This is a genomic window from Pseudomonas costantinii (assembly GCF_001870435.1).
Taxonomy (GTDB): Bacteria; Pseudomonadota; Gammaproteobacteria; order Pseudomonadales; family Pseudomonadaceae; genus Aquipseudomonas; species Aquipseudomonas costantinii.
In genome coordinates, this window is the sequence record NZ_MDDR01000019.1 from 1 (window position 1) to 12637 (window position 12637).

A 12637-nucleotide genomic window follows, 5' to 3' on the forward strand; every position below is an offset into this window, starting at 1 on the left:
TAGCGGCTGACTTTGAAGGGGGGATGGGAAGGGTAGAGAGTTACCTACAGCGCGTGTTCAAAGCGGCCTGAAAAGAAACCCAGTTGCTCGATGAACCTTCGCCTTTTGGGGCGTGTCATTAGTGAAATGGGCACAACCCGGAATCTCCGGCTAGACCTGTCGTAAGGTGATTTTATGGCCGACTTAGACGATTTCAGATTTAGATCCCACGAGTTACTGGTTGAGCTTGATGCCGCCACTAACAAAATGATGATGATGGTTGTTTCCAAGCAGGTTTCTGGGCCCGATTGGGAGGAGGCGACCAAAAAGCATCACGCCGCTTTCGAAGCTTGGAATTCTTTCCTTAATTCCTCGGATTTACCTCCAAACGATCAACGCTGACTTCATTCCACGAGGAGCTATAGCGGTTGACTGGGACGGGGGAGTGGATTTATTTGAAAACGGTCCTAGACGAGCTCAAGAGCTGTGCTAGAAATGACATGTCGCGCATGCATTTCAGGTACTGGTGGTTGACGTGCATGGCCGGCAGGCGCTCCCTAACGTCGTTGGAGCGCGCCCTTTTGATGTGGGCAGTGATCGGTAGGTCGTCGCATTTAGCAGCGAGTTAAACAACTCCCTTCCTCTGGGCTACTAACTCAATGCCTTGGCTTGCCGGTCATCTCTTCTGATTCACCCCACAGCTTCACTCGTTACCAAGTGTCATGCAGCTACCTGCTGCTCCTGGCCCAGCGCCTGCTGTACCGCGTGAATGATCCGCTCTAGGTAGGCGTAATCGGGGTTTGGCTCGGTAGCGTCATTGGTCAGGTGCCACCACTCATCACCGAACAGTTTCGTCATCAGCTCGCTGTGTGCGCCGTGGAGATGTTCAATCGATGGTGAGTCGCGCAGATCCTCTGCCTCATCGAACCGCTCGCGGGCCTCGTCCGCGCCGTAACAAACCTGGCGGCGCTCTTTCAGGACCAGACGCTGCGCTTCACATGCAAGGGCCTCGCCACTGAATCGGCGCGGGTTCATAGCCGGGTCGAAGTAGCCGATGATGTAGCCGGTGTTAAGCTCGCAAAAGAACTGCCCGATGTTCAGGCCGTCCCACATGCCACCCCAGTAGGCCGTCCAGCTCTTGCCCCAGCAGCTGACGGTGATCTTGCCCTTGCATGGGGCCAAGTCCTCAAGGAAGACGGTAATCGGGTCTAGGCTCGGCGCGCCGGTGATCACCAGCTTCGTTACTGTCGAGCGCTCCACCAGCAGGGGCGCGGCGACTTTGTTTTCTGTAGGCATGGGGAGTCCTTGCCGGGCCTTGCCCGGGGGTTGAAGTGCTGTCAATGGGGGGGGCGTGAGAGAAAGTTGCGACTTGTAGGAAGGCTTGCGACAAGTTTCCGGTATACAGCGGGCTCAGAACCGAGAGGATCATAGGCAGCGTCCAAATTAAAAGGCGCTCACATGAACCGACTACTCGTAGACCTCATCCTTCAAATCATCGGAAATCTGTTACTTGATGTCCTTCAGCAGCTACTGGGCTGGCTTTTGTCGCTGCCTTGGCAATCGTTATGCGGTTGTTAGGCTGCTTCCGCCTGGCGCTCAGCCACTCGCCATGGGTCGTTGGCCCGTGCCAGCGCTGCCATCGGTGGCGGGCTGACGCTGTTCCCGCACATGTGCACTTGCTGAGTCTTGGTGAACGGCTTGCCGTCGGCGCCGTGGCTGATGATGTAGTCGGCGGGGAAGCCCTGGGCCTTGTATAGTTCGGTCGGCTTCAGCATCCGCAGACAGATATCGACGATTACATAGGGGGTTCCTTTCACCATCACGGTTACCATGGCGAGTCGGTCCTTGGTGGTGATGGTCGGCGCTGGTGCGTCGCAAGCGCTGATGTTCTCGGTGCCGTAGTAACTGATCAGGAAGGCGGCGACGCGAAGGGCACCGGCTTCGTGCTCAGGCGAGAGAGTGAGCGACACCAGCGAACTCTTGCCGCCGCCACCGGCTGTGATGGTAGGCGCCGGTTCTTCCAGGCCCTGGCCGACGCTGGCGCCGAATGCTCGCTCCATGAATGCGGTAGCCAACCCGTGGTGCTGGCCGCCGGCGCTGATGGTGTGCAGTGGGTCATTTACGTCCCGTGCATCGCAGTTCCCGCGCATATGCACCAGGTTAGCCGCCACCAGTTGCTGTTGGCTGCCGGTGTTGGTGACCGTAGTCATGGGGTCTTTGATATCCTTGGCGACGGTGGTGTTGAAGCCGCCATTCATCTGGGCCATGAACACCGTGGATATGCCCATGGCGTGAGCAGCCCCTGCCGGGCGCTGATAGTTTCCGCCGCTGGTAATGGTCGGCAGTGGTTCGTCCAATGCTTTACCAGCGTCATTGAAGCGGAACTTCACCAGGTGAGCCGCTGCGATCGCTCGGTGGTTCTGGGTCATAAGCGTACCGGTTGGCTGGTCGACGCTCACCGGCTTGCCTGAGTACTCAGGGCCACCGGCCCCAACCATCAACGGGCTGATCAGTGTCAGCTCACCGCGGTTCGCGCAGGTCACTGTCGGCAACGGGTCGAGCGGGTCGTTGATTCGGTCGCTGCCTTGGTGGGTTGCCGGTGCGATGACCGGACTGACCACCGAGAAGGCGCCCCCCTTTGGATAGGAGGTGATGGTGCGCAGTGGCTCGCCGGCCGACTGCACTGCCTCTCCCGACCAGTTGGCAATCGGCACAATGAACGGCGCCGCGCTATCGATGACGAACTTCTTCATGCCTTTGGCAACGCGGCGTAGGGTGGCCGGGGCCAGGTCCTTCTTGCGTCCGAAGATGCTTTTGCCCAAGTCGCTGAAGTCGATGCAGTCAGCGGCTGTTTTCCATTTCTGCTGGCCCTTGGTGGGGTTCTTGGCGTGGGTTGGCTCCGGCCACACGATCGGCTGCCCGTCGCGCCGGGCGATCATGAACAGGCGTTCCCGGCTGGTTGGCGCGCCGAAGTCGCAGGCCCTAATTACTTTCCACTCAACGACATAGCCCATTCCTTCCAGCAGGGCCACGAAACGGCGCCAGGTGCGGCCGCGTTGCTTCGGGTCGGGAATCAGGAACTGCTGGCCCACCGGCACAACCTCACCAGGTGCGGCGATATCACCGCAGAGTTTCACAACGCGCCCGGTAGCTTTGTCACGCTTGGCGATCAGTCGGCCCCACTGCAGGATCTGCTTCACGTTTTCCAGGCTGATCACCCGGGGGCGCTTCTTGCCTCCCCACTTGAGGCCGATCCACGACAGGTTGCGGATCTCGCGCTTGCGCGGCTGGCCGCCGGCAGCCTGGCTGTGGTGCGTGCAGTCAGGCGACATGTGGAACCAGCCCACGGCCTTGCCGCCGCATTCGGTGTCCGGGTCACCATCGAACACGTCGGTGGTGAAGTGCTTGGCGCCTGGGTGATTCACGGTGTGCATGCTGATGGCTTGCGGGCTGTGGTTCTTCGCCACGTTCACGGTGCGGCCCAGGCCAATTTCCAGCCCGGTGCCGGCGCCGCCGCCACCACAGAAGAAGTCGACAACGATCTCATCGTCCTGAGGGTTGAAGCCGAGTCCGTATTGGGTTTTGAAATCGAAGGGGTGTTTCTTCTGTTGTGCGGACATAGGGGATCCTCGCCGGCTGGCGTGATTCGTTTAAAGGGGGTATTGGTGTATTCGGACATTCGGCCCGATGAGGGAACTGATATGGCCTGGGTAGTTATGCTTACTAGTCCCAAAGGCGATAGGTTTTATGGTGAGGCTATCGACCGCGACGGCATTCGATATCGCTGTGCGAGTACCGCGCAGGCGGAAGCCTTTAAGACAAAGTCTGACGCAGAGGAAAGCTTCTATTACTTTCGGTTCATGAGGGCTTTGGATGGCTATCAGCTTGAGGCTGTAGAGATCTGAGGTGCCCATGGGGCATCTCCATGCAGGCACAGGGATCTCCGGCTGGCATGATTTAGATTTTTGGGATATTGATTTGCACTCAGCAAAAACCTGACGGTGACTGCGATGAGTGCGAAAACCGATGTGGAAGCGATACGCCTGATAGGCGATGAGGTTGTACGGCTGCTGAGCCTTCCCGAGGAAAGGCTTGAGGCTGAGGTGCGCCTGGGGCTCAAGCTGATCGCTGATCTGGCGCGGTGGCGCGACCTGGCTGGCCTATCAGCCGCCGAGCCTGCTGGCGTGATTCGTTGATATGGGGTATCTGTGTTCGCCTCGGCACTATGGTCGGGACGGCTGAAGGGGGATTTCGTTGAAAAGGACTATCGATTTGCTCAAGGATCCAGAAGTGCGTGGTGCAACTTTGGAAGCATTCGAGGCGGCGATCGAGATTGTGACCTCGATCATTTCTTCGTCTAACAGATCGCAGCAACATGATTTAGTCGATGGTGCAGTTCCTTATGGCCCTCAAAAGAAAAATGGCGGCCATAATCATAAGTACAACAAGGGCGAGGATAGAACTCCAGCCCAGAAAGCTGCGGACATCGGACGCAAAAAGCCATGATGCTTTTCCAGCCAACGTGATCATACCGATGCGCTATAGACCATCGTGACGGCTGGCGGCTATCTGGTTTGGGTTGGGGTATTACGAGTTACCGGCACAAGGCCGGATCGGAGAGGCGGTTTTGTCAGTGGAGCTTCAATATTCGGCTCAGAAATATAACGATAAAAAGTATATGTTTGAGATTGAAGTCCGATTTTTTTTGCAGAGGCCAGAAAATGAAGTTAACAATTGTTTCAGGCGATAATCAATTAGTTCCACTAACCGTTTACTCAGATCCTATGAATCCAATGGCTTATTTTGCGCCTTTAACTGTGCAGGTTACGCAAGACGATGGTGTGCCAGCAGCTGATATTAACGTAGGGTTTAAAACCTATCAGGGTGATATTACTCCGCAAATCAATGGTGGTGATAGCTTTTTTTTGGCAACAAAGACTAATGAGGGCGGATTTGCAGTTTTAAATCATATAAATGGTTACAGTGTCCGCGCAATGTATGGGGAGGGGTCGTTTGTTGTTAATGTATATATTGATGATACACCGCCTGTAACGTTTAATCTTACTGTTGGATACCCGCAGCCGAAAGAAAATGTGAAGCTTGTCATTGTTTCCGGCGATCATCAAACAAAACCTCGAAGACAAACATTCGATGGTAAAAATGAGGCTAAATTAGATCCTATAATTATTCTTCTTAAGGATGCTAGTGGGAGTCCGATCGCTGGAGAAAAAGTGTACTTTGAAACGCGATTTCCAAATCCCACAGGTGTAGAAACCGATCCGGGTAACGCAATAGTACTGACAGGGGCTGATGGGATAGCTGTACTCAATGTAGCGTGCAAATCAGCCGACGGTCCTTTTTACCTTGCTGTGAGTTATAATCATGCTCAGGTAACGATCTGCGGAACCATCGGGGATAAGGAAAAACCTACACCTGCCAATGGAAGTCGCATAAGAGACGCATCTAATGGTGCTGTATATCTTGTTGTCGATCATTATTTGCGGCACGTCCCGAATATGGACGTCTACAATAATCTTTTTAAAGACTTTGTGGGTGTGATCGAAATTCCAGCTGTTGGCGATTACATTGTCGGCGCTCCCTTGCAAGCTGATACAGCTCTTTACAAAAGAGAGGATGGACTACTTTTTCTTAAGGTTGATAGTGCTCTGCGTTACATGAGGGACGAGGTGTTTGATCTCTATGGTTTTAATCGTAGTAAGCTTGTTGAGTTTTTATCTTATTGGCCACCCGTTCCTAATGGGCAACAATTACTAATGTAATCTTCTTTATAAGTTAGGGTGGATACACCCTAACTTATCTCCAGTCAGGCGCCGCCCTCCGTGATATCGGATGCAGCGAGTAGGGTGGGTTATGCGGCGGCGCGCTTGAGCTGCTCGGTAAGCTGAGTTGGCAGCCTGCGTAACATCAGAGTGCCGCCAGCTTCGTCGAACTCGATCTTGTCGCCCAAAAGGTGCGCTTCGAAGCTGATCGACATGCCTTCGGCCCGACCAGTGAAGCGCCGGAATTTGTTGAGGGTCTTCTTGTCCGGTGGCAGGGTCTCGGAAAGGCCGTAGTCCTTCGCCTTGATGAAGTCGTAGAAGTTCTTCGGACGGTCTTCATCGATCAGGCCCGACAGTTCGTCGAGGGTAATCGTCTCGCCCAACTTGGCCTGGGCCATCGAGTAGCTGACCAGCGTGTGGGTCTTCTCGCGGGCCGCATCTTCGACCATGTCCTCGCTTTCTACGAAGTCACTGAACGCCTTCAGCAGCGTGCGGGTTTCGCCCGGCGCGTCGATTCCTTCCTGGCAGCCGATGAAGTCACGGAAATAATCGTTGAGCTTCCGGCCCTGCTTGCCCTTGAGGTACGAAATGTACTGTTTCGACTGCTTGTTGGTCTGCCATTCACTGATGTTGATGCGTGCGGCCAGACGGATATGGTCCAGATCCAGGCGCTTCACCGTCATCAGGGCCAGCTCTTCGGTCATGGTCACCGCTTCTGTTTCCTGCACAAGGGCGATGGCAAGGTATTCGGTCATACCTTGCTGGTAGTGGCAGAAGAGGGCGTGCCCGCCAGTGGTGAGGTTTGATTCTTCCATCATCTGGGTCAGGTGTTCGACGGCGGTGGTGCTGAACGACAGGAAGTCGGTAGCGCCGGCCATGTACTTGCCTAGCCAGCCGCTGAATGGGTAAGCGCCTGACTCTTGGTGGAAGAAGCCCCAGCCCTTGCCTGCGGTGGCGTTGTAGCTTTCGTTGAGCTGGCCCATCAGGTCGTCGCGGGCTTGGCTATCTACCTGCTCGGATGCGCCCAGAAACAGCACGGCCGGACTGCCGTCGGGCTTCTTGTCGATCTTGTGGATGACGCTATGGCGTACAGGCATTTCGTTTACCTCGGGTAAGCGCCGCCCTCCGTGTCCGGTGGTGGCAAATTGGTTTGGGTTGGGGTATTGATGGGCGGCCCGGCATGGAGCCGGATCAAGGAGCTAAAAAATGTATGCAGGTGAAGTGTCCGTCGACTCGATGAAAGCATTCGGAATTGCCATCGATACAAGGCATGGCAAAGCAAGCGAGTTAGCGGAGATGCTTAGTTTCTGCGCTGCTATTGAAAAAACCGGATTAAAGAATCGGGTTATTAGTCTGTTCTATGATTCCAACAGCTGCTGCTGCACATTCGAGTTGTGCCCCTCAGTTGAAGAATTCGACGAGGTCGCTGAAGGCATCAAGCGTGCAGCTTTAAAAACGATCGGTCAGTTTGAATGGTTTGGCACCATCAACCATGGAGCCCCGATTGAAGCTGATCTGGAGCTATAACTTCGTCACCTGGGTCGCGCCTAATCTCGGCCAAGCTTTGATTTCTGAATTCCAGCGCCACGTTTTCGTCAATCAGGATTTCGTGGCGCGGATAGCTCAAGAAGGCCGCGAGCTCTTCGTCGGTCATTAAGTCCATCTTCATGATGGCGATCTGCATGACCTCGCTGATGATCGGCACCTGGCCGCGCAGCCGAATACGTTCCATGGCCTGCTCGATGCCAGGCCTTACTTTGTGCCGCAACTCCTTCTCGGCTACGGCCTGGCGTTTTTGCGCGGCTTTGGCCGATCTTTCCTGAACAGTCTTTGCCATGGCCTACCTCTTCTATTCCGCTGGCAGGCAGTGCGAGCCAGGTCAGCAGGTGACTCGGATGTTAATGTGGCGCTGGCAATGAGAGCAGCCTCAGCCAGCGCGCGACAGATCGTTAGGCTGTAGGCCTTACCCGGAAGGCCAGCAACACTGGGCCGAATGGGAAGGTACTGACTTCCAGCTCATCTAATGGGTTGAGCGTGCGTGTGCGCCCACCAGCGTTGCTGTAGATCGTATGGCTGCTCGATACTGCGATGTTGACCTTGCCTGCGGCTGCTTGGATCAGAGTGACCTTGAACCCTTCAGTCACATCGTCACCGATCGTAAGCGTGACGTCTGTGTCGCTAATGACCAGGATCGACTTACCTGAATCCGCCATGGTCAGTGACCTGCTACCAGTGATAGATACATTGGGGTGCACATGCCCACCGGCGTGGTAGCTGACCATCCTGGGGTCGGCGAAGACACGGGCGAAGGAACCGACATAATTGACACTGGCGCGCATGTCATCGAATTGCTCGACCACATAGGTACCGACGCTGCCGGAGACTTCTCCGTCGGGGTCCAAAACCCATTTGCGTCCTACCATCAGCCCGATCTGGGTGTTGGCACGTACACCGGCACGCATCTCTTCGAGAAACAGTTGACTGATCTGGCCGCCGCCTTTGCCTTGGGCATAGGTAAATCGTGCAATGGAGTGGCTGTCACCCGTAGGGCTGCCCTGGGAAGTATCGACCTGGTAGTCGACAAAGTCCGCCGAGACGATGGTGGTCGTAGTGTTGGCGTTAGGCGCCCAAGTGAAATCCAAGACCCTTCCGGTTTTAACCTGTTCTAGCGAGGTGGTGGTCTGAGAGGTAGTGGTGGAGCCTGACTGCTTCAAATCATCGTTCATGTTACTCATCCTTAAGTGGAGTGCGTGTTTGAGTGCGGGCCGAAATGGCCCGAAGCGAATGACCGCCGTCATATCGCCACTTTTCCTACAGAACCATAGTGCTTCACTTGATTCGTATGGTGCTGTCGCCGCGCTCCAGGTGAGCCCAGGCTGGTTCGGGTAAAAGATCGTGCTCCGCATCCTCACCGGCCGCCATACTCTTTCTTACGGCTGCGTTGTGATCTCGGATTTCCTTGAGCTTGGTCGCGATAGCACGCTTGTCGGGAGAGAACACTGTTTTGGTGTCGATGAAGTCATCCGGGATATCGTCCTCTTTATCGACGATGACCTTTTCAGGTGCCAGAGCCAAAGTGATCGTGAACAAGGGGCGCCTGATCGTCTTGATATCGGCGGCCTCCATGTTATTGCGCAGGTACTCGTCGAGCTTGCCGACGGTATTCTTCCGGATGCGCTTGAGCTCGTTCAGCCGATCAACCTCTTTTTCGATTGCGTCGATATCTCCCTGGATGTTCAGACTCAACATGACAACGCTTTCCGCTTTGTCGCTGAACTCACCTTGAATCTCTTCCATGGCGTGCTGCAAAGCTTCTTTCAGGCCTTCGTCATCGGTGTCGGCCATCGCTTGTAGTTCGGCGAGCTTGCCGGTGAGGGTGTAGAGCTGGGTCATGCTGCAGCCTCCTTATCGGCGTCGGTGATTCGCTTCCATTCCAGCGAGACGCGCTCGGCACCCTTGGTGTCTTTGCGTAGGGTTAGTTTGCGCACCGCCACGTCATGGATCTTTTTCAGTTCCTGAGGAGACTGGGCACTGGCCATCGTGTCGATGACTGATTTGATGTAGTCCAGGCGTTCCTGCTGTTGGCGAGCTTTCTCGGCTTCTTGATCTTCAGCTTGCTCGATCAGTTCTTCATCCTTCAGCTGGTTGACGTACTCGGCGTCGTCAAACATCCCAAGGAACACGTCGGCACTGAAGCCGAGCATTGATAGTGATTTCTTGATGGCATCGGTGAGCGACTTCTTTGGCGCCTCGCCATCGGTAGTCGTGCCGAACTTCGACTTGTAGAGGTAGCGCGTGCAGCCGTACTGCTCTATCTCGCCGCGTTTGCCATCCAACTCAAACCAGAAGCGGATCTTGATGGTGTGGTTCAGTTCGCGACCCAATACCAGGCGCTTGTCTCCTTCACCGCTGACCATTTCAGCGCCTTCGTCGAAGCGCTCCTCAATAACTGACCAACCGAACCCGATCCCTACAGGGCCGAACACTTCGGTCGCCTTCATGATCATCGCGGTACCGTTCAGACTGGTGATCTTCTGACCGCCAACCTCGGCAGGTTTTGTATAGCGGGTATCGGTCGTGCAGACCTTTTCCCAAATCTGCATGTTCGTCGACATGAGAAGTCCTTGCCGCGATGATCGCAGCGTTCAAAGTGACTGAGTGGATGGTGGAATTGAAGGGGGCGGGCGTAAGGTCAGCGCTGCTGCTGAACCCGATAGCGAAGTACCTGAAGCACTCGACCGCCGTAACCAGGTTCTGCGTACTGCTCAACTGGCGCACCGAAGAAGCCGCGGCGTTCGGCCAGGCTGTAGGCCTCGCGAAGGTTATGAGCGCTGATATCTTCGAGCTGCTCGTCGATCAGTGATTTAACCGGTGCGGTAGTCATGCCTTCTCCTTACGCCGCCGGCTGACATCCAGGAGGCGTGCGCTATACCAATGAAATTCTTCTGCGTTGATGGCGCCTGAGGTGAAGTGGCGCACGATCAAACCCTCAGCCAAGATCTCTTCGAGGGCGGGCTTATCTGGATCTTCAAGCGCAAACAGCGCTTTATCGATCTCAACGTAGGGGCTCACAGTTCGTTGTCCTCGGCCTGGGCGATCAGAGCGTCATCAGCCAAAGGTTGAAGGAGGCGTTCGGCAATCTCGCCGAGCTTTCCCAGTGGATGGTCGCTCCGACCGAGTAGCTCCAGAGCTTCCGATTTCACCCTTGAGCCCGCCATCCCAGCGATCAGCAAGTAGCCCAGGGCTGGAGCGTCGACGCCGCAGTCGGCAAGTAGGTTGTTGGCGTACTCATCGACAGCCAGTGCGAACTGGTAGGCCGTGACGCCTTGCTGTGGGTGCAGGTGGCGCTTGAACACCACGCTGCCACCTCTGGCCAGCTCTTCGGCGGCGTTGTACAGCCATTCAGTGCGGGCCAATTGCTGAGAGGTTTCGCTCACCGGGGGCGGCAGTTGTTCGTCGTGCTCAAACTGAGCCTTGCGTAGTGCTGACATGGTCGCCTCCAAAGTGGCGGGTTGTTCACCTATATTCGTAAACACTCATGCCTCCCGCTGGTTGCCGATGGGCGCGGGGAGGAGTGCTGACGGGTAGAGGCGCACAGGGGCATTAGCGTTTTGTCTTGGCAGCTAATATCATCCAAGCGCTGCATACATGGATGATCATTACTTTCCCTATGGGGCTGCTTAAATGGAAAGAAGCTACTTTTTGACGATGCTTTTACTGGTCCTTCATCAGATAGATGCTGCCTTTTGGCGCGAGTGGGAGTTGTTTTTCTTGCCCGGTGGTGTTCAAGGCTTTCTGCTCTTCAATGCCTTAGTCATACCCGTGTTAATGATTGGGTATCGGCATGTTTTACTGGGCACGAGTCGCGCGTCGTTCTTTGCCAAGATCTGCGCTGGTTTAGGTACGCTGACATTCGTTATCCATGCCGGACTCGCTCTGGCTGGCGCGCATCAGTTTCATTTGCCCGCTTCTATTGCCGTCATAATTCTTTGTTTGATCAGCTCGATATGGTTGCTGGTCAATACCCGAAATCACGATGCTAGGCTTGCTGACTCTCCTGCGATCTGATGCGTTTAAGCGGCTAGGCCGCGCCTTCGTACGCATCGGACTGCTCTCAGGCTTCCGGTGGAGGTTCTTGAACAGTCTCAAGCCTGCCGTGAAAGGTGGAGAGCAGTCCGATGCGCTCTCATAGAGAGGATCGGGCAGTTAACGTGAGGCTCACGTTTGGCGCTGGTTGTTCAGTCGTAAATTCCGTAGCTCAGGTCATCCGTATCGCAATCGATCAAAAGCATTGCGTTGCCGAAGTACAGGGCTGCCAACATGCGCTCCCACTTCGAATAAACCTGCATGTTAATGGCTAGCTTTTTGTCATCCAGCTTTGCGCTGTAGACCTCGCCAAAGGCGATGGTTGGTTTCCAGCGATCGCCGGTTTCACGTTCGCCTTTGATGCTCACGTGCAGAGCATGTTTCAGGCTGTAGTTGCTGCGTGAGGATGACGAGTAGTGGCTGCTCCGGTAACTGCCTTCTGGCTCCGGATCGAAGTAGATGTGAAGTGTTTTGTGTGAGTAGCTGCCGTCTCCTTCCTCAATACGGATTTCCGGACGCTCCCATTGGCCTTCTGCTGCGCTGTCCTTGTGATGCTCGATGAATTCGTCGAGCAGGGCCTTCAGCGATACCTCGCCAGCTATCAGGCCATCGCCGGTAAGCACCTCAGTGATCGACTTGTCCGCCTGCTCCAAGATGATTGCGCCCAGGCCAGCCGCTTCCCACCGCTGACGAAGCGCATTCGCCACTACTGCGTTGTAACGCTGAAGGTCGAACACGTCGGAGACGTTGGCCGGCAACGCAGCCTTGACAGCCTCCTTGATGGCTCCGCCGAAATCGCCATAGGAGCGGAAGGTGTCGCTAACAACTTCTTTGAACAGCTTCTCGATACCCTCGTCGATCAGCTCGCGCGGGCGGTCTGACTGGGCGTATGCAGTGACGCGCTCGGCAAGCAGCGCTTGAAGGGTTTGTTCGCTCATTTGAGGCTCCGTGCTTGATGGGTTGTTTTCCCGCTGCCACCGATGCGGTGGCAGAAGTGAAAAGGTCCGTCATGCAGTCAACGCGATCAGCTTCTGGCGGCAGTCGCGAACCTCGGCCATGCAGCGAGCGGCTTCAGTCTTGTCACCGCCGCGCAGCGCTTGCTTGGCCCAGTGCGTCCAGTCATCAATGAAGCCTTGAAGGTCCGCGGCGAGCGCTTGCTGGGTGCTGACGAACTGACCTTTGTCGTTACGAATAGCCATGGTGAATTCCTCTTGGTTGTCATCCCAAGCAGCCCTCGCGAGAAGGCTGCTCAGTGATGCTTTCCACCGTGACCCGCTACTGGCGTCGGTCAC

General features: G+C 55.5%; 18 protein-coding genes. 6 read left to right on the plus strand and 12 right to left on the minus strand.

The features are described 5' to 3' along the window. Window positions 1-174 precede the first annotated feature (174 nt). Window positions 175-381 (plus strand): hypothetical protein, encoded by a 207-nt coding sequence (locus tag BFL40_RS10390; protein ID WP_071483896.1) that lies wholly within the window; start codon window positions 175-177, stop codon window positions 379-381. A gap of 318 nt (window positions 382-699) precedes the next feature. On the opposite strand, the gene BFL40_RS10400 is transcribed toward BFL40_RS10390, so the two are convergent. Together BFL40_RS10400 and BFL40_RS10405 are read right to left on the minus strand one after the other, a co-directional pair. Then, complete coding sequence (locus BFL40_RS10400) at window positions 700-1275, minus strand: phiTE_072 family protein (RefSeq protein WP_071483898.1); 576 nt, start codon at window positions 1273-1275, stop codon at window positions 700-702. 278 nt (window positions 1276-1553) lie between these two features. Beyond that, window positions 1554-3599 (minus strand): DNA cytosine methyltransferase, encoded by a 2046-nt coding sequence (locus BFL40_RS10405; RefSeq protein WP_071483899.1) that lies wholly within the window; start codon window positions 3597-3599, stop codon window positions 1554-1556. Between the two features lie 390 nt (window positions 3600-3989). Here BFL40_RS10405 and BFL40_RS10415 point away from each other — a divergent pair, with 390 nt between their 5' ends. The 3 genes from BFL40_RS10415 (at window position 3990) to BFL40_RS33675 (ending at window position 5759) form a co-directional block, all read left to right on the plus strand. After that, on the plus strand, window positions 3990-4175 hold the full coding sequence (locus BFL40_RS10415; protein WP_071483901.1) for a hypothetical protein: 186 nt from the start codon (window positions 3990-3992) through the stop codon (window positions 4173-4175). A gap of 58 nt (window positions 4176-4233) precedes the next feature. After that, window positions 4234-4485 carry a hypothetical protein gene (locus tag BFL40_RS33670; RefSeq protein ID WP_139213541.1) on the plus strand — a complete coding sequence of 84 codons (252 nt, stop codon included), beginning with the start codon at window positions 4234-4236 and terminating at the stop codon, window positions 4483-4485. 215 nt (window positions 4486-4700) lie between these two features. Next, window positions 4701-5759, plus strand: a complete 1059-nt coding sequence (locus BFL40_RS33675) for a hypothetical protein (protein ID WP_139213542.1) — start codon at window positions 4701-4703, stop codon at window positions 5757-5759. 89 nt (window positions 5760-5848) lie between these two features. Here BFL40_RS33675 and yejK read toward each other — a convergent pair whose 3' ends face one another. Further along, the gene (gene yejK / locus BFL40_RS10425) at window positions 5849-6856 is read right to left on the minus strand and encodes a nucleoid-associated protein YejK (RefSeq protein WP_071483903.1); all 1008 of its coding nucleotides are present in this window, start codon (window positions 6854-6856) and stop codon (window positions 5849-5851) included. A gap of 109 nt (window positions 6857-6965) precedes the next feature. On the opposite strand from yejK, the gene BFL40_RS10430 reads away from it, so the two are divergent. Further along, complete coding sequence (locus BFL40_RS10430; protein ID WP_071483904.1) at window positions 6966-7286, plus strand: hypothetical protein; 321 nt, start codon at window positions 6966-6968, stop codon at window positions 7284-7286. On the opposite strand, the gene BFL40_RS10435 is transcribed toward BFL40_RS10430, so the two are convergent. From BFL40_RS10435 to BFL40_RS10465, 7 genes are all read right to left on the minus strand, one after another. After that, a complete protein-coding gene (locus BFL40_RS10435; RefSeq protein ID WP_071483905.1) occupies window positions 7246-7596 on the minus strand; it encodes a hypothetical protein in 351 nt (116 codons plus the stop codon). The two genes, BFL40_RS10430 and BFL40_RS10435, sit on opposite strands and share 41 nt — an antisense overlap. A gap of 112 nt (window positions 7597-7708) precedes the next feature. Continuing rightward, on the minus strand, window positions 7709-8485 hold the full coding sequence (locus BFL40_RS10440; RefSeq protein ID WP_235864767.1) for a hypothetical protein: 777 nt from the start codon (window positions 8483-8485) through the stop codon (window positions 7709-7711). A gap of 103 nt (window positions 8486-8588) precedes the next feature. Continuing rightward, window positions 8589-9152: a siphovirus Gp157 family protein gene (locus BFL40_RS10445; protein WP_071483907.1), complete on the minus strand. Its 564-nt coding sequence runs from the start codon at window positions 9150-9152 to the stop codon at window positions 8589-8591. Beyond that, window positions 9149-9874 (minus strand): hypothetical protein, encoded by a 726-nt coding sequence (locus BFL40_RS10450; RefSeq protein WP_071483908.1) that lies wholly within the window; start codon window positions 9872-9874, stop codon window positions 9149-9151. The genes BFL40_RS10445 and BFL40_RS10450 overlap by 4 nt, the downstream gene beginning before the upstream one ends. Window positions 9875-9951: 77 nt before the next feature. Continuing rightward, complete coding sequence (locus tag BFL40_RS32895; RefSeq protein WP_074851756.1) at window positions 9952-10143, minus strand: hypothetical protein; 192 nt, start codon at window positions 10141-10143, stop codon at window positions 9952-9954. Then, window positions 10140-10331 carry a hypothetical protein gene (locus BFL40_RS10460; RefSeq protein ID WP_071483910.1) on the minus strand — a complete coding sequence of 64 codons (192 nt, stop codon included), beginning with the start codon at window positions 10329-10331 and terminating at the stop codon, window positions 10140-10142. Before BFL40_RS10460 ends, BFL40_RS32895 begins: the two co-directional genes overlap by 4 nt. Beyond that, window positions 10328-10750, minus strand: coding sequence for a hypothetical protein (locus tag BFL40_RS10465; protein WP_071483911.1), 423 nt, complete (start codon window positions 10748-10750; stop codon window positions 10328-10330). The genes BFL40_RS10460 and BFL40_RS10465 overlap by 4 nt, the downstream gene beginning before the upstream one ends. A gap of 193 nt (window positions 10751-10943) precedes the next feature. Between BFL40_RS10465 and BFL40_RS10470 the strand changes: the two genes are divergently transcribed. Beyond that, the gene (locus BFL40_RS10470) at window positions 10944-11327 is read left to right on the plus strand and encodes a DUF6713 family protein (RefSeq protein WP_017479588.1); all 384 of its coding nucleotides are present in this window, start codon (window positions 10944-10946) and stop codon (window positions 11325-11327) included. A 170-nt stretch (window positions 11328-11497) separates the two neighbouring features. Here the strand turns inward: BFL40_RS10470 and BFL40_RS10475 are convergent, their stop codons facing one another. Together BFL40_RS10475 and BFL40_RS10480 are read right to left on the minus strand one after the other, a co-directional pair. Further along, window positions 11498-12283: a hypothetical protein gene (locus BFL40_RS10475; protein WP_071483912.1), complete on the minus strand. Its 786-nt coding sequence runs from the start codon at window positions 12281-12283 to the stop codon at window positions 11498-11500. Window positions 12284-12352: 69 nt separating this feature from the next. Further along, window positions 12353-12544 carry a hypothetical protein gene (locus tag BFL40_RS10480; protein WP_071483913.1) on the minus strand — a complete coding sequence of 64 codons (192 nt, stop codon included), beginning with the start codon at window positions 12542-12544 and terminating at the stop codon, window positions 12353-12355. Window positions 12545-12637 lie beyond the last annotated feature (93 nt).